Consider the following 25,176-nt stretch of genomic DNA (forward strand, 5'->3'; position numbering starts at 1 on the left):
CTAACCCGAAACTAAAAAATTTAATATGGCAACTTTAAAAGAACCAAAATCATTATTAGACACTTCATATCTTGCTAAAGGGACAATTGGAAATGTTGGAATGCCTGGCGCTCCAATAACTCATTTTTCATTAGTTGTTTCTACTGAACAAGGAATTGTATCTGGTATTGTAGAAATTACACAAGCAATTGACAGTCCGACTATAAAGGTGAATGTTGCTGGTAGATTACGTCACACTGGATATGGAAAAGTTACACAAATTGTCGATTTAAAAGGCGAATATGTAGTTTCTATGCCACCTCCAGCAATTGGAAGTTATTTAGAACAATTTGAAGCTTACTTGGATGTTGATAATAGTTGGAATGGAACTGGTGGTTTTTCTTTTGGTTTTCAGAAAATAAACAACGTTCCTGTAACGTCTGCTGAATAAAAATATAATTAGGGGATTATAAATTTTAAGGTAATACAAGAAAGAAACTATATTTCATGTATTACCTTATTTTATTTTATCTAAAGATTGTATTGTCTCTAATGAAAGCATTTTTATAGCGTTCACTAAAAGGAATTTTTTCTAAATTATTTAAAATTATTAAGTTGTCTTCTAAATAAATCTCCTTGATACTCTTAACATTGACTAAATAATTTCTGTGTACTTGTCTGAAATCATCATTATTAAGCATTTCTTTTAACTTGACTAATGATAGCTTTACAAGGTATCTTCCTTCGCTACATTGCAGATTACAATATTTTTCTTTTACATCAATATAATTAATAGAGTCTACATCGACTTTTACTACACTTCTTTTGTGTTTAATAAATAAAAATTTCGGACTTAAAACTCCATTATCGTCACCAAAACTAATGCTGTTATTTTGTTGATAACATGATTCAATGGCCAATTCTAATGAATACAATAATTCTAACTTATTGTAAGGTTTGAGTAAATATACCAAAGGATTTGTTAGTTTAGCTTCATCAAAAATAGCACGACTTTGCATGCTTGTTAGGAACAAAAAAGGCACATCAATTCCTTCTTTATTCAAACGTTGAGCAAATTCTATTCCTTCAGGTTTTCCATCTATCATGATGTCTAAAATAATAACATCAAAAAAACGATTTTTAACTTCACTTTCTGCTTCAGCAAGATTTTTTACCCTTATAATATCATAATCATGTTGATGTAAAAAATCGATTAATTCTTGCGCTTCTTTATCTAAATCTTCTAATAATAATAACCGAAGGTTTTTCATGTAGTAATGGTTTATATTATAAAAGTATAAAAAAAGTTATTAAACTTTAGTCTTGTAGTCGTAAATTCGTAGGTTATGAATTTAAACTATTCGTTCACAATAGGTAACTGAATTGTAACTTTTGTTCCTTTTCCTACTTCACTATCGAAAGATAATATTCCATTATTCTTCTTAACTAAAGTTTGGCATAAGATAAGCCCTAGCCCTACTCCTTCTGAACGATCAATTTTATCAATACTTACGCCTTTTAAAGCATTAATTTTTTCTAATCGATCTTTAGGAATACCAATTCCAGTATCTTGAATTGCTACATAACTATAATTTTCACTATCAACACCAATTTCAACAGAAATTTTACCTTTACCATTCATATACTTAACTGCATTATCTAAAAGATTTCGCAATACGATCTTTATAGATTCTCTATCTGCATTTACTATTGAATTTTGAATATAATTTGTTGAAATTTCTATCGCATTTGCTTCAATTAAGTTTTCATAATCATATAAAACGTGTTCAACTATAGGTTTCAAAGGATAAGCCTTCTGTGCAAAAACCATTTGATTACTTTGCTCTAAAGACCAATGTAATACATTATTTAATAAATGACTCGTACTTTCAGTAACTGTTATGGCTGTATTGTTAGCTTCTTTAATTCCCTCTAAATTATTAGTTTCAATATATTTTTTAAGTTGTTCATGCTGATACTTAATCGTGTTCATTGGAGAACGTAAATCATGAGATACAACAGAAAACAAATAATTTTTGGTTTTGTTGGCAATAGCTAGATCTTCTTTTTGTTGAGTAATTAAAGTATTCTGTTTTCTAAGTTTAGAATAAAAGAAACCTAATGCTCCTATAAACAACAATAAACCAGAAGCTCCAAAAAGTAGTCCACGTTGGACTACTTCTTTTCGCTTTAATTTTTCATCTTGAACCGCTATCTCTTTATCTTTTTGTGCTACAGTTAGTTTTTTATCCTGATCGGCTAACTCAATAATTCGATCGCGATTCCAAATAGAATCTTTCCATTTTATTGCTTCAATAAAGTATGTTATACTTCTTTCATTTTTCTTTTGATCCTTATAAACATAAGCAAGGCTTTCAGATGTAAAATGTTTCAGTTTAACATCTGAATAGTTTTTAGCTAAGTTATAAGCTTCTTCAAATAAAGGAATCGCATCATTGTCTAGATATTGTTCGTAATAGGCATTAGCTAAATCAAGTTTAGTCTTTATTAAAGATACAGTATCATTTATACTTAAAAGCTTCAATTCTTTATCGAAGAAAAAATTAGCTTTTTTAAATTTTTTCTTGTGTAAATAACATAGTGCTAAATTATGATACATAACTTTTTTAATAGAAATACTTGAATTTGAATCATTGGATATCCAGCTTTCTATACTTTCTATTGCTTTTTGATACTCTCCTAATCTAAGATATATATTTCCCAGTAAGTATTTCTTTATTTGCTTGTAATGATCACTTTCAGATATATTTGATATACATGATAAAGACTTTTTGTTTAATCCTTTAGCAAAAGCACTGTAACCTAAAATACAATTAAAAAAATCTCTTTTATCTACATCTTCGGTCATTATTAAAGCCCTATTACTATATGTGTAACATGAATCATATTGCTGATTCCTATAAAAATCAATAGCTTTACAATAAACTAGCTCTTTTGATTCATTACAAATTAAATTTCCTTTATCATGTAAGTAATTTGATTTTTGAGAAAAACTAATTAAGCTAATCAATAGATATATAAAAACAATAACTTTATTCACTTTTATTTAAGAGTTGGTGGTGGTGGTGTAGCTGGTGCACTAATTGTTCCTCTACTTAACCTAGGATCTAAGTCTCCTTGTGTTAAGAATAAAACTTCATAACTACTTCCATCAATAACTGTATAGTTAAATTCCAATGTATATACATCACATTCATAAGGTGCACCACAAGGATCAAAATCATAACACACTGCAAACGATCTCGCTGTAAATTCAGTTCCTGAACCTTGATCTAAATCTGCATGTTCAATATCAGCAAAATAAGACAAAACTACTGTAGCAGCGCTATCATCACCTACTAAAGGGACAGTAATTCCATTGTCAGATGGTGAATACTTTACCTTAGAATATTCATACTGACCTTTATTAAATTCCTCTACTGTCTTAGTTATTAAACCTCCTGTTGGCACATAACATATAGCAAATACAGTGTAATTATTATTGCCATTAGGGAATATTGTGACAGCTGGATAATTTTGTTGCGGATTATAATTTACCTGAGAGTTTAATTTTGTTAATGAATAACCATCATTGATAGTAATTTTTGTTGACATATTTTATAAATTGTTTAGTTAGACGAACTAAATCTACAATAAAATTTAGTGAAAAAGCAATTTTTTCCCTACTCTAATTAAAAATAAATAACAAAACACCATAACTAAAAGAATTACAATAATTTATTTCAACTCTTAATGTATTTAATGAAACACAACTTGTTTAAATAATCAAAGGTTAGTTTGAATTAAATTCCTAAACTAATTAAAAATAAAAGCCGCTTAAGTTTTGAAAAAACTCATGCGGCTTCTATATTTCCTCTGTATAAATAAGCTTGCTTTACAGAAAGTATTTATTTCTAATTTAACTTGAACACTAAGTATGTAAATGTATTTGGCTTACGATATTTTATCGTATTTACTATTCCAAATGTATTTATTAAAGTTTTTACCTAATGAAACTCCCCACAACAGACTTAATCCTACTGCTCCTTTAAAATAAAACAAAAACAAAACTATAAAATAACTGATTGAAGAATGTTCTCTAAAGAAGAATGTGTGTGTTGCTAGTGAAAAAATAAAGCATAACGCCAGTAATGTAAAAATGAAGTTATCTAAATCTTTGACAAACCAGAATTTTAATTTTCTTAAAGGATGTAAATCGTCACCCCATTTATGAATTAAATAGTAATAGTCATTTCCCATAGGTGCAAAAAGCATTGGATCATCAGCTTTTTTCAACCTAAATAGAACAGATGGAGCTATAATTTTAAAACCTTCTAAATTCGTATGATGAACTCTCTGTAATTCGTGAATTTTTGAAATAGCTTCTTCTGGATAATCCCCTTTAAAGAAACTCGTATCTAAAAAACGAAGTCTATAATCAACACAAATTTTCTTTATTTGGTCAATATGGAAAACAGCATTAGAATCGACAAAATCAATATTAAACTGATTTGTGTTTGCTGCATCATTAGCTTCTTTTAATTTCGACTTTGTTATTGATCTCGCTTCATCTAAATCTGAGAAGATTTCCTTTATCCAAAAATCTATATCAAAATTCTTAAGTTGCTTATTTCTTAATTTAAGTAATTTTTCTTGTAAATTAACCGGATGTAACATGATAACTATCTATTTACTATAAAAATACAACAAAAAACCCAGTGTACTATTACACTGGGTTTTTCGGTTTTATTTAGAAATATTCTAAAGAAGTTTTAAAATTTAAATTGTAATGTCGTGTACCAATTTCTTGGTGCAGAAGGAATGATTCCTGGCCCTGGATATCCTGTTGCTCTTCTTGTAAAATATACTTCATCTAAAGCGTTATTTACACCTACTTCTAATTTTAAGAATTTATATGTGTATGAAGCTGAAAGATCTAAAATGCTATATGCAGGAATTGGTCCACGAACAGCATTAGAATTATCTGGTGTAGCAGAATTATTTGCATCGTTAAATTGTTCTGACAAATATGAATACTGAACACTTGTTGTAAAATCTTTATATCCGAATTTTAATCCTGTTTTCAAGTTTACGTCTGGCACAAACTCTACTTTGTTTCCTTCAATATTATTTTCTCTTGAAGAAGTGTATTCAGAATTAATAAAAGAAGTATTTACAAATGTATTTAAACTATAATCATTCGATAAACTAAATATTTTTTTAAGATTAACATCTAATAAAGATTCCACACCTATAATTCTTGCTTCCCCAACATTTGTTCTTAATTGACCAACAGTATTTAAAGGTGGAATCGTTGTTGTAAAGTCTCCTATTCTATTATTGTAAAATAAAGCGAAACCACTTAAATCATAAGAAATGAATCGATTTAAGTTTCCGCGAACACCTAAATCTATTGTGAAACCTTTTTCGTCTTCTAAATTTGGATCTACTGCATTAGACGGATTTACAATGTTTACATCAGAAAAAGTAATAGAACGATAATTTTGAGAAACATTACCGTAAACCTCTAGAGCATCATTTGGTTTGTAACTTAAACCTAAACCTAATAACACAAACGAGCGGCTTTTTGTAAGATTATCTGACTCTTCTACTGTTCCGATCGGATTTCCCGCAGCATCTGTATTTACACGTCTTCTAAAACCATCACTTCCTGTATTAATGTATTCAAAACGAAAACCTGGCGTAATAGAAAATTGATCATTTACATAAAAAATATTCTCTCCGAAAACAGCTATGTTTTCATTCGGATTCTCAAAGTTTGATTGAAATGTAAAATTCGGAAATTGATCTAAAGCTGAACTAAAATTCGCATCACTTCCATCTGTTCCTGGACCTTGAATAGATGTATTATCTGCTTTATAATATTTAGCTCCCAATAAGTAAGTTGCTTTCTTTCCAAATAAAGTATATCGATCTAAAAAACGAGCTTCAAAACCAAAATTATTAAAATCACTACTTAGTAATTCTCTAGCTTCTAAATTGTCAGGTAAATCAACTCTCCTATCTCTAAAACCTATGGCTTTTCTCGAAGCATTTAAACCAAAGAAACTGAATGTAAGTTTTGTGTTTGTAGAAAAATCATGAGTATATTTTAGATTGTACAAAAACCAATCTACATTAAACCAATTTCTTTCTCTATTACTTTGAAAAGGATCTTCAGCAAACATTCTGTCTGTTAAACCACCAGCTTGTTGTGATAAATAAGTTAAATAGGTTACTTCACCTTCTATCTTAGATTTATCAGAAATTTGATATCCTAAATGAGCGAAAATATTTTTTGAATTAAACCCTGAATTTGGCCTAAATCCATCTCCTTGTTTGTAATTATAAAAAGCATAATAACTCAATTTGTCTGATGTACCACCAACACTGGTAAAATTTGTAAATAAATTAAAACTCCCTAGTGTGCTTCTTGAAACAATTTCTAAAGGTTTATTTGGATTTGGTTTCTTCATTACAAAGTTGATTAATCCACCGAATTGAGTTCCATATTGTAAAGAAGCGGCTCCACGAATAACTTGTATTTCTTGAACTCCTTCTGCTGCTGGTGAATAATAACTTTCTGGATATCCTAAAACGTCTGCACTAATATCATAACCATTCTGACGTGTATTAAAGTTTGAAGTTCTATTTGGATCTAAACCACGACCACCAACATTTAATTGTAAACCAGCATCATCATTTTCAAAAATATTTAAACCTGCGACTTGGTTATACAATTGTCTGGCATTATTTGTTGCCAAATTTGCTGTTGATTCTGTAACTAAAATAACCTCTGTCTTTTTCCCTGCATAAATAGAAGTCCCTTCAACATCTTTAAGTCTTTTTAGTTCGAAAGCTTTTCTCTTTTTAGCTGTTATTTCTACTTCTGATAATTCTTCAGAAAAAGAAGCTAGAATGATATTTACATTCTCGTTAGCTATTAATTTTTTCTCTAAAAGTTCATATTCATCTAAGTAGAAAATAACTTGAATTTGAGTTTTATTCGACGTAAACTCAAACACTCCTTTGTTATTCGTTTCTGTTAGTACGTTTCCTGAACTGTCTAAAATCTGTACTTTTTGTAAAGCTTTTTTATTCTCATTTGTAACTGTTCCTTTGTAGCGCTGTTGCCCAAATGCGCATACTGAAACTAGAAATACTATAATAAAACAACTATAATCCTTTAATCTTAATCTCATTTGTAAAAGGTAAAATCCAATATTTATGTTTGAAACTGTTTTTTTCTTTATATAAATCAACTTTAGCATCTATAAAACGTTCGCTTGAACGTCCGTTTAATGCCACATAAGAGTCTGCATATACTTCAACATTCTTGTGCCCTTGTTGCGTAAAATGATCTCCTAAAAAGTGAGCATATTCTATAATAAAATCAGGTTGAAAACTCATTTGTTTTTCCTGAAAAGAGGTTAAAAAATCTGTATTGTCAACGTAAAAGAATTGTTTGGTTTTTCTGTCAACAATTTTAAATGTGGTGTATCCTGCTTTTTCCATCAACATTACACGCCAAGAGAATCGATATCCTTGTTCTGTCCAAAACAATTCCCCAGGATACAATAAATATCTCCATGGCAATAAAAGTTGTAAAACTAAAAATACACTAACAATCTTTAATGTAAATGTTCTTCTAAATTGAAAAGTTTCAATTACTTCTATGTTATCTGTTTTTAATTTTAGCTTACTTTTTATAAAAGCAATAATTTTTTCGTGAAAAGAAGCACTAAAAAATATTAATGTAGCAACAATCATGATATAAGGAAACATTCCTATCGGAAATAAAACCCTAGTAAATACATGAAAAACAACAACTAAGAAAAACCCAATAGTTCTTGTTCTTTTAAATAATAATAAAAAAGGGATAGCCAAATCATAAATAGCTCCGCTCCAACTCATAGCGAAATGAAACCATTCTTGTTGCATTAGATTATTTCCAATTAAAGGCAAGTCGTATTTAGAAGGTAACCATATTTTTAAAGGTTGTGCCCTAAACAACCAATCAGAATTTAATTTAGCTAAACCTGCATAAAAATATACAATTCCTAAAAGAAGTTTAATACTATCGATGGTCCAATTCGGTATTGTTTTGTATAATTTTTTATTGAAATAATTATCTAATGAAAAAGTTGCATTTGCGGGTAAAAAAATAAGTAAAAAACTAAGAATACTTACAAAATAATAATGATTAAGATAAGTTGTCTTATCCATTAATTCGATATAAGTAAAACTTAGAAAGAAAGTTACGATTGATAATCTATACTTATAACCTACAGCAACTAATAATGCTGAAATTCCGCATATAATGAAAAGAAGATAAGTATAACTTCCTAACGGTTTAATCCAGCTAAAACCATAAAAAGAAAAGAAAAACTTAGGTTGTATGTATAATTTCTCTATCCATCCATGATACCAAAACCTAATGATACTAGCACACATTAACAACCCAAAAAACAATCGGAAAGTTGCCAAAGGAGCAGAACTAGTCTTTTTTAATATGTAATTATTTAAAGTCAATCTCTTATACACAAAAAACTGCCTGAGTTAACAGACAGCTTTTAATATTATACTTAGTAAGTTATATTTTTAATCTCCATCGGCATCAACAAAGTCAACACTTACATTAAATGCCTGTAACATATCCACTTTTAACAGTACAACTGCTTTTTGCAATTCGTCATAAGCTTTTAATATTTCTGTATTATTTGAACTTACTACATTGAAAAAATTATCATCTAAAGTTTCAATTTGTGTTTTTGCTAAATTGAATTGATTTTCTATATCTGTAGCTAACGTTGATTTATCTAAGCTAACTAAATAAGATTTAAAACTAGCTCCGCTTGTACCGATGTAACCATTCCCTGAAAAAACATCTTGTACAGATTTTAGTCCTTGTAAAGCGAATTTTTTAGAAAGGTCTTTTTTATAAAAAGCTTCAACTTTTTCTGGTAAAGCAGTATTAGAAAAGACACCTCCTGGTATTCCAAATTTATTTGCTCTTAATCTTTTTTCATAGTAAAAAATAAAATCATTTACTAATTTATTAAGCGCACTAGTAGCTGTATTAGATGTACTAGAAATAAACTGAGCTCTGTAACTTCCTTCCCAATCTGCAACAATATCACTAGCAACAGTACTCATTTTTTCTACAATATCATTTACGTACTTTTTATATCCATCAGCATTCGCATCTGTAGTAAACTTTTCAAGAATTGCAGTATCATCTGCTCCTATACCATTAAATAAATAATCTAAAGCTGGTAAACCTTGAGCATCATGATTATTCGGACTATTAAAATCGTAAGTACCACTACTAACATTACTTTCAATGTCAGCAACAGTTACAGGGAAAATGTTAAAATGATTTACAAATTGTAATTCTTCAGCCTTACCCATGTCGAACATTGAAACACTTTGCCATACCAAATATGTTGACTCCCAACTTGATCTTACAGTATTTAATGTAGTTACACTCGGAGTAGTTGTAAAACTAGTAGCATCAGTTTTTAATTGAGCTAACTTAGTTTCTAAATCTTTAAAAGCAGGAATAATTGTATTGTCTGCTAAAAAAGTTAATAAAGCTCCTCTATCGAAGCTATCTGTAGTATTACCTCCGTTATCTGGCTCTTGTGTATCATCTGAACAAGACAGAATCAACAGAAAAGAAATGAATAATATTGAATATTTTTTTATCATGAATTTTTATTTCTATTTATTCTAAATAAAACTTCCGCAAAGATAAAAAGTAGCTACGAATCTAGCTACTTTTTATAAATTTATTTTTATTTAGAATAATTTTAATTAACTCCCTGCTTTTTCTACAGTGAAATCAAATTTATCAGCAATATCCTTAGAAATTTCATCTAAAGTAGCAGGTGTAACATCCCAAAATCCATTTCCTTCTAATAAATCATTTGTAAAACCACTAATTTCAGTCGCAGTAAAATAAGGAGCATTATCAGCAGTATTGCGAGTAAAACGTAAAGATTCTATGAAACCATACCCTTCAGATAAATCGTGAAAAGCAGCACCTTTATCTGTAGCTAAAGTTAATTTAGCTTGTTGTAAATAATAAACTGCTCTAATTGCTATAATTTTAGAAACTTCATCTCTAATAATTTTTGCTTGAGCTTCTCTTTCTGCGTAATTTTTAACAACAATTGCTTGTCTTCCTTTTTTGAAAGCATCATAAATTTTCTTTGAAATCCCAACAAAGTCAGAATCACCTTCTACTCTAAAAACATATTTACTTAAAAAACTATCAGCATTATATTGTGGATTTTCTGCATCATCAGTACCGTATAAGTATCCGAAAGCCTCATCCCATTTATGCTCCATGTTTGTGTAGTTCTTGTCAGTAGCTAAGACTTGGTTGTCATTATCCGCTACGTTAGTACCTTCATCTAAAACAAGTACACCTAAATAATTGTTCAACATTTGATCAACCATTAAAGCTCCAATTAAAGTTTTATTTACAGCTTGATCTAATTCTAAACCTTTACCATTTACTAAACGATTAGATCCTCCACCAGCTTCTTGGATTCGACCTGCTACACCAGGCGCAGCATCTGTGTTCCAGTTAGGAAAAACAACATCAACTTGCTCTGCAATCCAATTATCAAATTTTTCTTTAATTACTGTGCCTTCAACTACATTTGAAAAGAAATAATCTCTAGAAGCTGCTGTTTTACTTCTTATACTTTTATCAGAAGCATTTAAATCAGCATCAGAAAAGTCTGCATTTCCCTCTACATGTGCGAACATACCATCTAGTTGAGCTTCTGTTGTAGTTGGTATTGCTGTACTTGAAGGATCATCTTTTAATGAGCTGATAAGTTCTTCAGCCATTTTTATTCTTGTAGTTTGTCCTGAGTAACTTACTGAAGTACTCCCATTTCTTTCAAACTTATAAGTATCTGGAGCTTCGACTTCTACATTAGGATTATCTGGAATATTATTATCATCATCTGAACATGACACAAAAAATAAACCAGCAATTGCTAAAACTGATAAATAACCTTTCTTCATTTTATTAAGACTTATTTTAAATAATTTAGCGCAAATATACTACTCGTTCTCATCTAAACAAATTTTATTTAGATTTATTTAAAATAAATTATTTAGATTTTAAAAATTCTATGACTCCTTTACGAACATCTACTGCTATTTCTTTGGAATTAGGTTCGTAAACATCAAGTACTTGAGGATTTGAATTCTTTAGAAAAGGAATATCAAAACCTTTTAATAAATAATCTGAAGTTGCTATTGTATATTCTTTATTAAAGTCTATCTTTTTGTCTTTTACTAACCATTGCCCGTCTTTATTCCTTTTTACATTAAAACGTTGTAAATAAGCACCAGTTCCTGAAGCATTTTCACCGTAGTTTAATACCTTATTTAACAATTCACCTTTCAACTTCACTCTAAATACCGGGCCGCCGTAAGGTAAAACTCTAAAAATATCAACAGCATTTAAATCTCCTTCTAAAATATCATCTATACGGATAGAACCTCCATTTACAAAAGCACAGTCAATATTTTCGTCTCCATAAGATTTACTCATAGACTCAGCTATAATTTGTCCCATATTTGTTTGTATTGATCTAACTGGAGTATCTCTAGCATCTAATGGTTCCGTAGTTCTGTAAATGATCTCATCAGGATTATCTATGATATCTCTAATCTTAAGTTTCAATAGATTTTGCCATTTATTGACTACAGTATTCACTTCTTCATCTACAGGAAATTTATCATTTATAGTTTTTAGTTCTGATTTAAACTTTAATTCCTTTGTTTCAGGATTAAACTCGAAACGATGGATATACACTGTTTTAGCATTGGCATCTGCTTTAGCAATATATGTATCTCCTTGTTTCACATACATATTATTATGCTCATGCCCGCCCATTATCAAAGGAATACCAGGCAATAATTTTGCAATTTCTTTATCCTCTTCAATTTTTACGTGTGTTAAACCTAGAACGACGTCAACTTTATCTTTTAATTCGTTGTAAGTCCTTTCTGCCTCAACATACATATCCGAATAATGCACATAACTTTTAGGGTTTGATGGGATGCAAACGCTAATAAATCCAATTTTTACAGTCTTCCCTCCTACGCTATATTCTTGAATATAAGTTTCGTTTACAGCTTCTTTTTTTCCTTCTATTACTTTATGAAAGAAGTGATTCTTACCGTTTTCTTTGTGATAGACATTAGCACTTAACCATTCAAAATGACTTTCGTTTAGTCTGTTTTGTAAATCGTTATAACTTAAATCAAACTCGTGGTTACCAAATGCTACTAAATCAAAATTCATAGCATTCATTACTTCTACCATTTGTTTACCTCGAACTCTTTCTCCATCAATTTTCATTGTTCCTAATAGAGAAGGATTTAAGAAATCTCCAGCCAATACCAACATTGAATTAGAATTCTCCCTTTGCAATTCTTTATATAATGCTGAAACTCTTGCCATTCCTCCATATTTATTTCCTTGAATTGGCGCTATTTCATACACATCATTCAGTTGTAAGATCGTAAAATAAATATGGTTAGGTTGATTTGTAAATTTAAACTCTTCTGAAGATGCTAAAGGATTAAAAGAAGATTTACACGAAATAAAAAATACAATTATTAATAAATTGTATTTGATTAAAGTATGATAAAGTTTCAAAGTAATAAATTAAGTATTATTCGTACTTTTTAATGTTTTTTCTGATCACTTTTCTGTAGTACACTAATTCTTCAAACTGATAAAAAAAGTTGATCTTTAATTCTGATACAGTCTGCGGATCTTCTATTTTTTTTCCTAAAACAAAAGCTGTCCAACTTTCGGCTATATCTTCTTCAGGACTTTCTGCAGCATAATCGGTAATAAAATCATTATAATTATCTTTATACAGCCCGTATAATTTTTCTAAACAACTTTTTTGTTCTGTGTAACAGAAATTTCTTTGGATATAATCCCATTCTTTCAATAAAGTCCCATCCCAAAACTCTTCTACAAACTTATTAAGATAACTTCTTTTATTTGTTGTACCTTCAATAGTTACGTATGGCTCGTTGGGTTTTTGGTTTGTTTTTTTACCTGGAGTAATCTGAGTATGATTTAAAGTTAAAAGATGTCCAAACTCATGTACTAAAGTATAAATAGATTGATTAATTCTTGTTTGATCTTTACTTGTGAAATCTACGTCGATAGGATCAATAACCAATTGCCATTCTGTGTTTTTATCATTTAAAGCACCTAAAGCACCTGTTTTTTCATCTTCGCCATCGGTCATTAAAACTAACCTCTTAATATACTTTTGTGTAATTCGTTTAGGAAAAATACTGTAAAAAACGCTCCAATTGTACCTAGCGATACTTGTTTCTTCATCATTGCTTTCAATAAAAATTCCGTTTCTGATTTCCCAAGAGCCTAAAGTTTGACTGTCTCTACCCGGAGGATGAGGATCAGTTGGATGTGGCATTGCAAAACCAATCAAGAATGTTATTAAAAAACTAAACTTCATTAATTTAAATGATTAAAAACGTCTAAAACTTTATTATAAGAGCTTTCAAAGCTCATTGGTTTTATATTTGTTTCGATCTTATTAGTAGTAAAATAAGAAAGCATTTTTTCGGTGGGCATATTACCTGTCAAATCATCTTTTGCCATAGGGCATCCTCCATAACCTTTTATAGCACCATCGAACCTTCTACATCCAGATTTAAATGCGCTATCTATCTTTTCAAACCAAGTGGTTGGTGTTGTATGTAAATGGGCTCCAAACTCAATTTTTGGATAATTTGGAATCAAATTTGAAAATAGATAGTCAATTACTTTTGGGGTTGAACTACCAATCGTGTCAGACAAAGATACAATTTTAACGCCCATATTTGCAAGTTTTTCTGTCCAATTTGAAACAATCTCTACATTCCATGGATCACCATAAGGATTTCCAAACCCCATTGATAAGTAAGCAACTACTTTTTTGTTATTTTTCTGTGCTATATTTAATATATCTTTCAAAATATCTACCGATTGAGCCACTGTTTTATGCGTATTTCGCATTTGAAAGTTTTCTGAAATCGAAAAAGGATAACCTAAATAATCTATCTCTTCGAAAACACAAGCATCGTTTGCTCCCCTAACATTAGCTACAATTGCTAATAGTTTACTTTGTGTAGACGATAAATCTAACAATTTTAAAACTTCAGCTGTATCTCTCATTTGAGGTATAGCTTTTGGAGATACAAAACTTCCAAAATCTATGGTATCAAAACCTACTTTCAGTAATGAGTTTATATATCTTGCTTTACTTTCTGTTGGAATAAAATGACTTTTTATTCCTTGCATTGCATCTCTAGGACACTCTATGATTTTAACTTCTTCAATCATTATGCCAAATATAAATATATTTTAATATTAATTCTTTAAAGATTGTTGTTAAAAAGCCTCAAAAATATTAAATAATTAAATTTAAAAAATTTTACAGAAAACTGTAACAATAAAAATCATGCTTAGTCTTTGAAGTATAAATTAGATATTGAAAACACCAAACTTACATATCAATCAGCTAATTAATCGTTGTAAAAAAAATGATGCTAATGCTCAAATGGAGATCTATAAACTCTATTATAAAGCAATGTATAATTCATCATATAGAATATTAAAAGATGAATTTGAAGCTGAAGATTTAATGCAAGAAGCTTTTTTAACAGCTTTTACAAAATTAGATAGTTTTAAAGGCGAGGTTGCTTTTGGTGCTTGGTTGAAAAGGATAGTTATTAATAAGAGTTTAACGCAACTAAAAAAAAATAATAGATACCAAGAAGTTAAATTGGAAGTTATTCCTACAGAAGATAAACAAGAAGAAAGTCTTAATTGTAATAATTTAAATGTTAAGCATGTTTTGAAAGCAATTGCAAAATTAAAAGATAATTACAGAGTAATTCTAACATTAAATTTAATCGAAGGATACGATAATGAAGAAATCATGCAAATTTTAAATTATAGCAATGAGAATGTTAGAACAACAATATCGAGGGCAAAAAAGAAATTAAAAGATATATTAAAAAAGGATATTAATAAAATAGATGTAGTATGAAAGATCAATTTGAAGATTTTTTTATTAATAATGACTTCGATATAAATGAGCCTCACTCTGGTCATGAAGATCGATTTTTAAGAAAATTAAATAGACAACAAGAACACAAAAAGAAATTATCATGGACTTGGATGGGTGCTGCAGCCTCTATCTTAATTGTGCTGAGTTTCTTTTTAGGAAAATATTCATTAGAAGAGAACTCTATTCAAACCATGTTTCCGGAAATGGCTGAAACTGAAACTTTTTTTGTGAATACAATTGCACAAGAATTAAAAGAAATAGAAAAATTCAGAAATATTGAAACAGAATCTATTATTGAAGATGCTCTAGATCAAATTGAAGAATTAGAAGACCAATTTAAAAACTTTAAAAAAGATTTAAGTGTTATAGGGAATGAAAGACAAATCATTAAGGGAATGATTGATAATTACCAACAACGATTACAAATTCTTGAACAACTTTTATTTCAATTAGAATACATTAAAAATCCAACACAACAAAACAACGACAACAATGAGTTTATATAAAAAGATATTTTTCGCAGCGCTATTTTTACCTTTTGTAGCACTATCAAGTAATGGTATTAAAAAGCATGAAAAAACTAAAACTATTTCGAAAAAGTTTACTGTTAATAGCAATGCTTCAGTATTTATAAAAAACAAATACGGTAATTTAAATGTTACTACTTGGAATAAAAATACTGTTGAGATCGATGTTCGAATTACTGTTAAAGGAAACGACTTAGACAAAGTTCAGGATAAATTAGAAGATATAAGAATAGACTTTGAAGCTTCAGAAGGTCTTGTAGAAGCAAGAACCATAATTGAAAAAACTAAATCTAGTTGGAGTTTTTGGGGTAAGAGTAATAACATTAACTACAAAATAAACTACTTTGTTAAAATGCCTATTACAAATAATGCCGATTTAAATAATAAATACGGAAATATTGAGCTAGATATTATAGAAGGGAAAGCGAATATTAATTGTGATTATGGTGCTATTCAAGTTGAAAAGTTATTAAATTCTTCTAATTCAATTTCGCTTGACTATTGTAGAAGTTCTAATATTCAGTATATGAAATCTGGTACTCTAAATGTAGATTATTCTAAAATTACTGTAGATGAAGTAGAAAAGATTAAGGTTAATGCAGATTATTCTGGAGTAAAAGTTGGAACAGTAAATGACATTAGTTTCAATAGTGATTATGGAAGTATAACTATTGAAGATGGTGAATATGTAGATGGAAACTCAGATTATGCTGGAATGCGAATAGGTACTTTAAGAAAAAGTTTACGCGTTAATACAGATTACGGAGGACTAAAAGTTAAAAACTTAGCTAAAGGGTTTGAAAATGTAACTATTGATGGAAGTTATGCTGGTATTAAAATTGGAACGGCACGTGATAACAATTTCGATTTTACAGTTAACTTGAGTTACTCTGGTTTCAAATATCCTAAAGAATATGTAGAAACTTATAAAGCAGTAAGAAAAACTACTAAAAAATATTACGAAGGATCTTTCGGTAAAGCAAATTCTGGATCTAAAATTAATATCAAATCAGATTATGGTGGTGTGTCTTTACAATTAAATGATTAATCATTTTTTTAAAATCATCGATTTGTATATCAAATACCTAGCAAAATAATACATGAAATGATATACAATTATAAAATAAGGACTCGGACTTATGTAGTTTGATATGGCTGTGAGTACATCGGCTATAGGAAAAATTAATGCTGCTAAAAAAAAATAGAACGCTTTTTTATTATTCTTACTTAATAGATTTAAAAAAGCAAATAAAACCAAACAGATTGATGCTAAACCCATTACAAATACTAACAACTGTATTTCTTCGACATACTCATAAAGAATAAGATAAATCATTGAGAAGATAAAAGTAAATGGCACAGCATAAAACAAAAGTGTTTTTAGCGGGTACTTTAAAATAGAATGATAAATAATAATTATATATAAAAATCTATTTAAAATTAGCAAGAACAAAGCTTCATGATAGAAGTTTTCTTCAAACACAAACAAAGAGTCTGATACAATAGAAAACAATAAAATCACAACATACCAATAATTAACTTTAGGAGTAGTTTCTAAATATAGAAACGATAACGACAATAAAGCAACAAGCTTTACTGCAAACTCAAAATTCAAATCTTCTAGAGTTACTACATATAAAACTAAAAGAGAGGCTAATGTGTATAGTATTGTGAAAAATGTAACATTTTTCTTATTTACATGTCTTTTTCTCAATTGGAAGTATTAATGTTTAAAAATAAAAAAAAAATGAAAAAATTACTATTAACCTTATTTATTTTAACCACCACTATAACCTTAACAGCTCAAAGCTGGTGGAGTTCAAAAAAAGTTAGAGGAAATGGAAAAGTTATTACTGAAGAGAGATCTGTTGGTGACTTTGATGAAGTTAGTGTAGGTGGCTCTTTTGATGTTATTCTTATAGATGGTCGAGAAGGGAAAGTTACTATCGAAGGAGAAGAAAACATTATACCTTATATCATTACTGAAGTACGAGGAAATACCTTAAAAATTAAAGTACAAAAAAATACAAATGTACGATTCAACAGAAAGTTAACAGTAACTGTACCTTTTGAAGATATTAACGGAATTGCTCTAGGTGGATCTGGAAATGTACGTTCAGAAAAAGTTGTTCGTGGAGAAAATGTAAGTTTATCTATTGGTGGTTCGGGTAATATAAAAACTAAAGTAAAAGCAAGTACTTTATCTACATCAATTGGTGGTTCTGGTAATATTAGGGTAGCTGGTTCTTCTGATCATATGAAATGTTCTATAGCAGGGTCTGGTAACATTAAAGCTTACGATGTAACGACTAAAACTTTAAAAGTTAGTGTTGCAGGTTCAGGAGATATTGAAGCTACAGTTAAAGATAAAATTAAAGGATCTGTTGTAGGATCTGGAAGCGTATACTATAAAGGAAATCCAAAATATATTGATACAAATTCTGTGGGATCAGGAGATATTATAAAAAGAGGATAACTACGTTATTATTGTTCTAAACGTTAAGTTAATTCTCGGACGGTGGACTTTTTTGGTTGGTGGAAGACGATGCAACCAATGTGTTTGTGTTTCATCTTTCATTACCAATAACGAACCATGTTGAAGTACTTTAGAAACTACTTCCTTGGTTCGTTTATGTTTAAATGCAAATTTTCTTTCTGCCCCAAATGTTACTGAAGCTATAGCTCCATTCTTTTTCAAATCTTTCTCTCCGTCACTATGCCATGCCATACCTTCTGAACCATCATGATATAAATTCAATAAACACGAGTTATACGTTTCTTTTGTAATAGATTCAATTATCTTTTTAATTTCAAGCAATTCATTAGTAAATGGTAATGCTACTTTAGTAATTTTTGAATAAGAATATTCAAATTCTTCTTCTCCAAACCAAGCCACTTTTCTTTTTGTTGTAATTAACTTTCCAAAAATAATTGCTTGATCTTGCTTCCATGGAATTTCATTTAACAAATATTCATAATGAGCATCTGCTTCTTGCTTAGTGAATGCGTGCCCGTAATAATGAACAGTACCATCTTCTGGAAGTAAATTCAATAACTCATTAGTATCTGACTGAGAAAAAAGATCCATCTTAAATTATAATCTAATTTATTTTAATAATCTAGTTAATGCTTCTTTAATAATGGCTATATTTTTTTGCTCATTTGGTTTATTAGCACTCTTTTGTGTTTGAACCATATTACGCATTAATTCTATTCCAACATTATTAAACCCATATTGTTCAAACTTTTTACCTTTCACTACTATATCATTAACTAAATTCTGAATTGCTTTTGAATTGTTACTTTTTGTAATTTTCTCGTAAGCTTTAGTATATAGCTTTTTTGTAGATTTATCTTGACTTAGGAACATTCCTGTGATTACATTTCCTGCAATAAAAGTTAATTCACTTTCATCATTTTCTTCTAAATAAATACGTGTAAGTGGAGTTGCAATTACTTTTCTTACTCCTTCTGAAAGTTCTTTTGATTTCGTGTAGGCTAATTTTTTATCAATATAATATAAAGAAACTAAGGCATTACCCACCACTGAATAGGAAGGACTTTTTAAAGCTTTTTCAAATATTGGTTTTAATTCAGGTTCTGTTAATTTCCCTAAAGTTTCTATTGCTGTTGCTTGTACTAACGTTTTTGGATCATTTGCTGCTATTTGCTTTATCTTTTCAATAACCTTACGCTTACTATACTTGTTTATTAAATTAATATTTTGAAGTGCTAATATTCTCAATTTATAAAAAGGATCATTTAAAACATCTGCCATAGCATTAAAAGCTTTGTTATCTACATGCTGAGATTTAGCTACTTCTAATAATGCTTCTCTCTTGTGTCTGTAATTTTTAACATTCTTTAATTGATAGATGAAATCACTTAATATTTTATTTTCATTTACATCACATAATAAAACTCCATCTGCATTAATTTGAATTAATTTAGGTTGACTTGCGTAGGGAAAAGTGAAAGAAGTCTCTTTACCTTTAACAAAAACTGTATGACGTTTTACTTTATTTTTTTCAAAAATGTCAATAGCTAATGGAAATTGAAATTCTTTATCCTGTGTTTGGTATATGTTAACTGTGACTGTTTTCCTTAAATCGTTGTAATCATAAGAAATATCTAGTTTAGGATGACCTTCTCCAAAATACCATTGATTAAAAAACCAGTTTAAATCCTTACCTGTTACTGTTTCAAAAGCTAATCGTAATTGATGTGCTTCTCCAGTTCCATACTTATTGTCTACCAAGTATTTATTTAAACTTTCGAAAAAAGCTTTATCTCCAACATAATTCCTTAGCATGTGTAAAATTGCTCCGCCTTTATTGTAACTCACAGCATCAAACATGTCTTCCTTATCCTCATAATAAAAACGAACTAAATGCTTGTCAAAATTATCTCCAGACTTATATCCCTGAATATCTTCAAATAAATGAGCTTCTGCTTCATCTTTACCATATTTATACTCTAACCACAAGTACTCACTGTAATTCGCAAAACTTTCATTCACTGTTAAGTTACTCCAACTTTCTGTAGTTACTAAATCACCAAACCAATGATGAAAAGCTTCATGTGCAATAGTAATTTCTTGTACATTTTGATCAATTAATTGTCCTGGTGTTTGGTATGCTTGTTCACCATGAATTACTGCTGTAGTATTTTCCATTGCGCCACTCACATAATCTCTACCTACAATTTGTGAATATTTATCCCAAGGATACTCTATACCTGTAATCTTAGAGAAAAAAGCTAACATCTCTGGAGTATGTCCAAAAATCTTTTCAGCATAAGGAGCATATTCTTTTTCTACATAATAATTTACAGGAATATTTTTATATGAGTCTTCAATTACTTCATACTCTCCTACTCCCATAAAAAATAAATAAGGTGCATGCTTTTGAGTAAAATTCCAATAATCTGTTCTTGTTCCATTAGAATTCTCTGTCTGATTTTCTAATTTTCCATTAGAAAGTGTTTTATATTTTTTTGGAACAGTTATGTAAATCTCTTGTGATGTTTTTTGATTTGGAGTATCTATTGTTGGAAACCAACAACTACTTGCTTCAGTTTCACCTTGAGTCCAAATTTGAGTTGGTTTATCTTCATCTTCGCCTTTAGGATTTATAAAATATAAACCTTTTGCTGATGTTATTGCTTTACTTCCCTTTTGCTTAACTCTTTCAGGTTGTGCCGTGTATTTAATATAAACAGTTAACTTTTCATCTCTAACATATGATTTAGGCAAACTAATTTTAAGTTTAAACCCATCGTATTTATACTTCAAATCGGCGTTATTTAATGTGATTTTATGAATCAACATAGCTTTAGCATCTAACTCTAGCTCATTAGAACTATAAAAATGAGGTGTTGCAGTTATCCAAGCTTCCCCATTCATTGTTTGTTTTTCAAAATTAAAATCTACCTTTAATTTTGTATGTTCTAAATTGAAAACTTTATCTCTTTCTCCTCTATATTCTGATAGAGTTTGTGAAAATCCTTGAAAAATAAAAGAACTAAATACTACTAAAACCCAAAAAATATTCCTCATTACATTTATGTATTTAATCAAAAGTAATAATTAAATATTGTATGGCTGTTAAGGGGTAGTTAAAAAGAAAAATCACAAGCTTTCTAAAAAAGTTGTGATTTTTAAATGATATATCAATACATAAAGTAAATTTATTCAATCGGATCTACCTGAAGTTTTTTGGTTTGAAATTCTCCTCCAAACATATCTTTTATCATTTCTAATTCATTTCCATCTCCATTCTTTTTCATGTTTTTGAGCATATTCATAATTTTTGCAGGATTCATTTCATCTCCAATAATTCTAGCTACTCCAAAACCTAATTCCTTCGCATAAACAACTGCTACAATTTCATCGATTGCATCTGTATTTCCAGAATAATAAACTGTAGCTTTTCCTCTTTTGTCATTTACTCGAAATAAAGATTTATAATCAGTATTTTTCATGATTTCTTTTAATCTTTTTCTTTCCGAGCTAAATTCTTCTTCTGTAGCTTTTTTCACAGGTAAAAAAGCTAGATTTAGCTTTTTTATACTTTCAAAAGTTTTCTGATCTTCTTCTGAAGTAGTTTCAAAAAAAGAACCAAGCATACTTGTAGAAAAATCTAATCGTGTGTAGTTCGCATTGTCTTCTGACTTTATTAGATACGTTTGTAAACTTTCTTCATGTTTACAGGAAGAAAGCATAACTGTAATACATAAAATTGTGAATGTTAATATTTTTTTCATAGTATACTTTATTTTACATTTAAATTGATAAAAAACATAGCCTAATTAAAGGCTATGCTTTGTTTTTTAAAAAAATCTAGAAAATTATTCAGATCTTTTTTGATAATCATTAGCAATCTTAGATAACTCATTCATATTAATTTCCCCTGTTAAAGAAATAATTGTAGATGACGGTAAATTAATCTTATCACCTTTGATTCTTTCGTTTTTATTTAAATCTTTTACAAACATTAGTACTTCACTAACTATGTCTTTGTTTTTGGTAGACTTAATATAGATCTTTACTCTAGACCCTTTATCTTTGACTCTCATTAATTGGGTTAAGCTAGAATTCTTAATCGCTTTATTCACCATTTTTTCCATATCAGCCGCGATTGAAGCATTCTCAGTTGAAAACACTTTCAACTCTTGAAGTCCTTTTGCAGTGTTAAAAAATTCCATTTCTTCAGATTGAGCATCTGGAAATTTACGAATAAGATCAAATAAATCTTTAGTTACAACAACTACAGATACATCTTCTAAATCTTCTAACTTATCAAATATAGATGATTGGCTAAATCCTATGTTAGATACAAAAGCTAATGCTAATAATATGATTAATTTTTTCATGATATTTACTTTTTTGACTTGGTTTTACTTTGTTTACTTTCGAATTTTAATTATTTAACTTTTTTATAGCTGTCTTTACAGCTTTATCATAAGTGTCTAACTTTGCGATAGCTTCTGTTCCTTTTTTATAATTACTAGATACAGAATACAACGCATCGTTACCTTTATTTAAGTTGTATGAAACCATTTTTAACGCCTTTTTTACTTCGGCTATCTGCATTTCGGTTTTACGTTTTTCAATAATATCATACCCCATATAAACACTTATCAACAAAGCGAATGATGCTGCTACTGATAACCATTTAAAGTTCTTACGTTTCTGTTTCTCAGGCTTTAACTTAATGGTCTTGGTAAATGTCTCGTTCTGGCTTTGTTTAAAATACCCAAACAACATTGCATACTCTTCAAGATGTACTGGTATTACTTCTGTTGAAGTAAAATAATCTCTTAAAGCAGTTTCTTCTTGAAGTGTTGTTTCTGCATTTAAGTATTTTTCTAATAACTTTTCTATGTTAGCTAACTCCATAGTTATGTTTTTTAATTAATGCTTCTCTTATGGTTTTACGAGCTCTTGATAATGCTACCCTAACTGCGGTTGGTTTCATATTTACCATTTCGCAAATTTCGTCAAAATCATATTGTTCAATGTCTCTTAATTGAATAATAATTTTTTGTTGTTCTGGTAGATTTTCAATGAGCTTGTGTACTTGGTTTACACTGTCTTTATATTCTATTTTCTTATCTAGCGTTGTATCTTTTTCTTTGTAATTACTATGAACCAATGTTAAATTACTTGCTTGTTTCGATTTTAATCGATCAAAACAATAGTTCTTTGTCATAGTCATAGCAAAAGCTTCAACATTTCTGTAATCAGCTAATTTTTCTTTATTTCTCCATAATTTAAAGTAAAGTTCTTGTGTAGCATCTTCAGCTTCTTCTGTAGATACAAGCAAACGTTTGGCTAAACGAAAAACTTTATCTTTAAATGGTAATACAACTTTTAAAAAGTCTGATTGGTTCATGTTTGGTTACTTAAATTTTTATTAAAGTTGTAAATCATTGCTAATTTATACGACAAATTTATCAACTTTACACCTTTACGACGACACAGTATTTTTTTTGTTACAGAAAAAGTTAAAATTAATACTAAGTTTTATTTAACTTGCGTTAATACTAAGGATTAAACTCATTATAATGAAGAAATATTTTAAACTAAAAATTTTATTCTTGCTGATAATTACATCATTAACTGGTTGTAGTAAATCTGAAGATATCCCTCAAGATGTAGAAATTAATGATTTTGTTTGGGGTGGTATGAATGCGTTTTACAAGTGGCAAGGTGAGGTTCCAGATTTAGCTGATAATAAGTTTTCTACTCGTGAACAATTAAATAGTTTTTTAGCTGGATTTAGTTCTCCAGATCAGCTTTTTAATAGTTTATTATACAGACCTGGTGATGTTGATCGTTTTTCTTGGATAGTTGATGACTATGTAGCTTTAGAAAATTCTTTTCAAGGTATACGACTTACTAGTGGTATGAAATTAGTTGGTGTTCAATATAGTAACGGATCTGGAGATGTTTATGTTGTTGTAAGAGATGTAGTTATTGGTTCAGATGCTGATACAAAAGGAATAACAAGAGGTATGATTATCAATGAAGTAAATGGAACTCAATTAACTTCATCTAATATAAATGATTTATTAGCTCCAGATTCTTATACAGTTTCTTTAGCTGATTTTAATGGAGGAAATCCTGTTGCAAATGGAACTACAGTTGATATTGTAAAAGGACAAATACAAGAAAACGCTGTTAAAATAGCTAAAGTAATAACACAAGGTTCTAACAAAATTGGGTATTTAATGTACAATCAATTTTCTACACCTCATGATGGCGATTTGAATAATGCTTTTGCAACATTCAGAAATGAAGCAATTACTGATTTAATCATAGATTTAAGATATAATGGTGGTGGGTCTGTTAGATCTGCAACATATTTAGCTAGTATGATTAGTGGACAACCAACTACCAATGTGTTTTCTCAACAAATCTGGAATGATAAAGTAATGAACTCAATAGATGCAAATTTATTCATTAACAACTTTACTAATCGAATCGAAAACACCAATAGTAACGGACAAGTTATTTTAGACGAAGCTATTAATACGGTTAATTTATCTTCTGTTTACTTCATTGTTTCAGATAGAACAGCTTCAGCTTCAGAATTAGTTATTAATGGTTTATTACCTTACATGGATGTAAATCTTGTAGGAACTCAAACTGTAGGAAAACAAGTAGGATCAATTACGTTATATGATTCTGATGACTATACCAGAACTGGTCCTAATTTCAATAACAATCACACTTGGGCAATGCAACCGATTGTACTAGAAATTCAAAATAGTAGAGGTGAAAACGAACCAAACGGATATGTTCCTGAAGTAATTATAGAAGAAGACTTATCGAATTTAGGTGTCTTAGGAGATCCTACAGAACCTTTATTAGCTAGAACTATTCAATACATTACAACTGGATCTAGAGGAAGTACTACTCTTTCAAGAAACACAATGTTGCAAAAGTCTATATGGAATTCTGAAATGAAAAATTTAGATTATAACAATATGTATATCGAACTAAAATAAAATTAATATTCATAGAAAAATCCAGC

The 25,176-nt window shown here is 29.3% G+C and carries 24 protein-coding genes; 6 read left to right on the forward strand and 18 right to left on the reverse strand.

The window, feature by feature from the left end:
* Nucleotides 1-25: 25 nt before the first annotated feature.
* Complete coding sequence (locus AQ1685_RS11330; RefSeq protein ID WP_095072223.1) at nt 26-430, forward strand: DUF1842 domain-containing protein; 405 nt, start codon at nt 26-28, stop codon at nt 428-430.
* 76 nt (nt 431-506) lie between these two features.
* Here AQ1685_RS11330 and AQ1685_RS11335 read toward each other — a convergent pair whose 3' ends face one another.
* The 11 genes from AQ1685_RS11335 to AQ1685_RS11385 form a co-directional block, all read right to left on the reverse strand.
* The gene (locus tag AQ1685_RS11335; RefSeq protein WP_095072224.1) at nt 507-1,250 is read right to left on the reverse strand and encodes a LytR/AlgR family response regulator transcription factor; all 744 of its coding nucleotides are present in this window, start codon (nt 1,248-1,250) and stop codon (nt 507-509) included.
* Nucleotides 1,251-1,336: 86 nt separating this feature from the next.
* A complete protein-coding gene (locus AQ1685_RS11340) occupies nt 1,337-3,040 on the reverse strand; it encodes a tetratricopeptide repeat-containing sensor histidine kinase (RefSeq protein WP_157730191.1) in 1,704 nt (567 codons plus the stop codon).
* A 2-nt stretch (nt 3,041-3,042) separates the two neighbouring features.
* On the reverse strand, nt 3,043-3,594 hold the full coding sequence (locus AQ1685_RS11345; RefSeq protein WP_095072229.1) for a hypothetical protein: 552 nt from the start codon (nt 3,592-3,594) through the stop codon (nt 3,043-3,045).
* Nucleotides 3,595-3,933: 339 nt separating this feature from the next.
* The gene (locus AQ1685_RS11350) at nt 3,934-4,656 is read right to left on the reverse strand and encodes a hypothetical protein (protein WP_095072231.1); all 723 of its coding nucleotides are present in this window, start codon (nt 4,654-4,656) and stop codon (nt 3,934-3,936) included.
* 95 nt (nt 4,657-4,751) lie between these two features.
* Entirely contained in the window at nt 4,752-7,181 is a 2,430-nt protein-coding gene (locus AQ1685_RS11355) for a TonB-dependent receptor family protein (RefSeq protein WP_095075060.1), read from the reverse strand.
* Complete coding sequence (locus tag AQ1685_RS11360; RefSeq protein ID WP_231970182.1) at nt 7,156-8,523, reverse strand: HTTM domain-containing protein; 1,368 nt, start codon at nt 8,521-8,523, stop codon at nt 7,156-7,158. The genes AQ1685_RS11355 and AQ1685_RS11360 overlap by 26 nt, the downstream gene beginning before the upstream one ends.
* Before the next feature lie 57 nt (nt 8,524-8,580).
* Nucleotides 8,581-9,690, reverse strand: a complete 1,110-nt coding sequence (locus AQ1685_RS11365) for an imelysin family protein (protein WP_095072235.1) — start codon at nt 9,688-9,690, stop codon at nt 8,581-8,583.
* Nucleotides 9,691-9,795: 105 nt separating this feature from the next.
* On the reverse strand, nt 9,796-11,022 hold the full coding sequence (locus AQ1685_RS11370; RefSeq protein WP_095072237.1) for a DUF4856 domain-containing protein: 1,227 nt from the start codon (nt 11,020-11,022) through the stop codon (nt 9,796-9,798).
* Nucleotides 11,023-11,110: 88 nt separating this feature from the next.
* Nucleotides 11,111-12,670 (reverse strand): bifunctional metallophosphatase/5'-nucleotidase, encoded by a 1,560-nt coding sequence (locus AQ1685_RS11375; RefSeq protein WP_231970183.1) that lies wholly within the window; start codon nt 12,668-12,670, stop codon nt 11,111-11,113.
* A 16-nt stretch (nt 12,671-12,686) separates the two neighbouring features.
* A complete protein-coding gene (locus AQ1685_RS11380) occupies nt 12,687-13,511 on the reverse strand; it encodes a hypothetical protein (protein WP_095072239.1) in 825 nt (274 codons plus the stop codon).
* Complete coding sequence (locus tag AQ1685_RS11385) at nt 13,511-14,380, reverse strand: hydroxymethylglutaryl-CoA lyase (RefSeq protein ID WP_095072241.1); 870 nt, start codon at nt 14,378-14,380, stop codon at nt 13,511-13,513. The genes AQ1685_RS11380 and AQ1685_RS11385 overlap by 1 nt, the downstream gene beginning before the upstream one ends.
* Nucleotides 14,381-14,528: 148 nt before the next feature.
* Here AQ1685_RS11385 and AQ1685_RS11390 point away from each other — a divergent pair, with 148 nt between their 5' ends.
* Genes AQ1685_RS11390 through AQ1685_RS11400 form a run of 3 tightly spaced genes read left to right on the forward strand, consistent with a single transcriptional unit; the run spans nt 14,529 to nt 16,685 of the window.
* Nucleotides 14,529-15,089: an RNA polymerase sigma factor gene (locus AQ1685_RS11390; protein WP_095072243.1), complete on the forward strand. Its 561-nt coding sequence runs from the start codon at nt 14,529-14,531 to the stop codon at nt 15,087-15,089.
* On the forward strand, nt 15,086-15,616 hold the full coding sequence (locus AQ1685_RS11395) for a hypothetical protein (protein ID WP_095072245.1): 531 nt from the start codon (nt 15,086-15,088) through the stop codon (nt 15,614-15,616). Before AQ1685_RS11390 ends, AQ1685_RS11395 begins: the two co-directional genes overlap by 4 nt.
* The gene (locus tag AQ1685_RS11400) at nt 15,603-16,685 is read left to right on the forward strand and encodes a hypothetical protein (RefSeq protein ID WP_095072247.1); all 1,083 of its coding nucleotides are present in this window, start codon (nt 15,603-15,605) and stop codon (nt 16,683-16,685) included. Before AQ1685_RS11395 ends, AQ1685_RS11400 begins: the two co-directional genes overlap by 14 nt.
* Here the strand turns inward: AQ1685_RS11400 and AQ1685_RS11405 are convergent, their stop codons facing one another.
* Nucleotides 16,686-17,351 carry a lysoplasmalogenase family protein gene (locus AQ1685_RS11405; protein ID WP_095072249.1) on the reverse strand — a complete coding sequence of 222 codons (666 nt, stop codon included), beginning with the start codon at nt 17,349-17,351 and terminating at the stop codon, nt 16,686-16,688.
* Between the two features lie 33 nt (nt 17,352-17,384).
* Between AQ1685_RS11405 and AQ1685_RS11410 the strand changes: the two genes are divergently transcribed.
* Nucleotides 17,385-18,113, forward strand: coding sequence for a head GIN domain-containing protein (locus AQ1685_RS11410; protein WP_157730192.1), 729 nt, complete (start codon nt 17,385-17,387; stop codon nt 18,111-18,113).
* On the opposite strand, the gene AQ1685_RS11415 is transcribed toward AQ1685_RS11410, so the two are convergent.
* The 6 genes from AQ1685_RS11415 to AQ1685_RS11440 all read right to left on the reverse strand — a co-directional run bounded on the left by AQ1685_RS11415 (nt 18,114) and on the right by AQ1685_RS11440 (nt 23,532).
* A complete protein-coding gene (locus tag AQ1685_RS11415; protein WP_095072253.1) occupies nt 18,114-18,725 on the reverse strand; it encodes an alpha-ketoglutarate-dependent dioxygenase AlkB family protein in 612 nt (203 codons plus the stop codon).
* Between the two features lie 18 nt (nt 18,726-18,743).
* Nucleotides 18,744-21,194, reverse strand: coding sequence for a M1 family metallopeptidase (locus AQ1685_RS11420; RefSeq protein WP_095072255.1), 2,451 nt, complete (start codon nt 21,192-21,194; stop codon nt 18,744-18,746).
* 131 nt (nt 21,195-21,325) lie between these two features.
* Nucleotides 21,326-21,901 carry a DUF4252 domain-containing protein gene (locus tag AQ1685_RS11425; RefSeq protein WP_095072257.1) on the reverse strand — a complete coding sequence of 192 codons (576 nt, stop codon included), beginning with the start codon at nt 21,899-21,901 and terminating at the stop codon, nt 21,326-21,328.
* An 84-nt stretch (nt 21,902-21,985) separates the two neighbouring features.
* Nucleotides 21,986-22,510: a DUF4252 domain-containing protein gene (locus AQ1685_RS11430; protein WP_095072259.1), complete on the reverse strand. Its 525-nt coding sequence runs from the start codon at nt 22,508-22,510 to the stop codon at nt 21,986-21,988.
* A gap of 46 nt (nt 22,511-22,556) precedes the next feature.
* Nucleotides 22,557-23,036 (reverse strand): hypothetical protein, encoded by a 480-nt coding sequence (locus AQ1685_RS11435; RefSeq protein WP_095072261.1) that lies wholly within the window; start codon nt 23,034-23,036, stop codon nt 22,557-22,559.
* The gene (locus AQ1685_RS11440; protein ID WP_095072263.1) at nt 23,023-23,532 is read right to left on the reverse strand and encodes an RNA polymerase sigma factor; all 510 of its coding nucleotides are present in this window, start codon (nt 23,530-23,532) and stop codon (nt 23,023-23,025) included. Before AQ1685_RS11440 ends, AQ1685_RS11435 begins: the two co-directional genes overlap by 14 nt.
* Nucleotides 23,533-23,704: 172 nt before the next feature.
* On the opposite strand from AQ1685_RS11440, the gene AQ1685_RS11445 reads away from it, so the two are divergent.
* Nucleotides 23,705-25,150, forward strand: a complete 1,446-nt coding sequence (locus tag AQ1685_RS11445; protein WP_095072265.1) for a S41 family peptidase — start codon at nt 23,705-23,707, stop codon at nt 25,148-25,150.
* The last annotated feature ends 26 nt before the right edge of the window (nt 25,151-25,176 follow it).

Origin of the sequence: Tenacibaculum jejuense (genome assembly GCF_900198195.1) — a bacterium.
GTDB lineage: Bacteria > Bacteroidota > Bacteroidia > Flavobacteriales > Flavobacteriaceae > Polaribacter > Polaribacter jejuensis.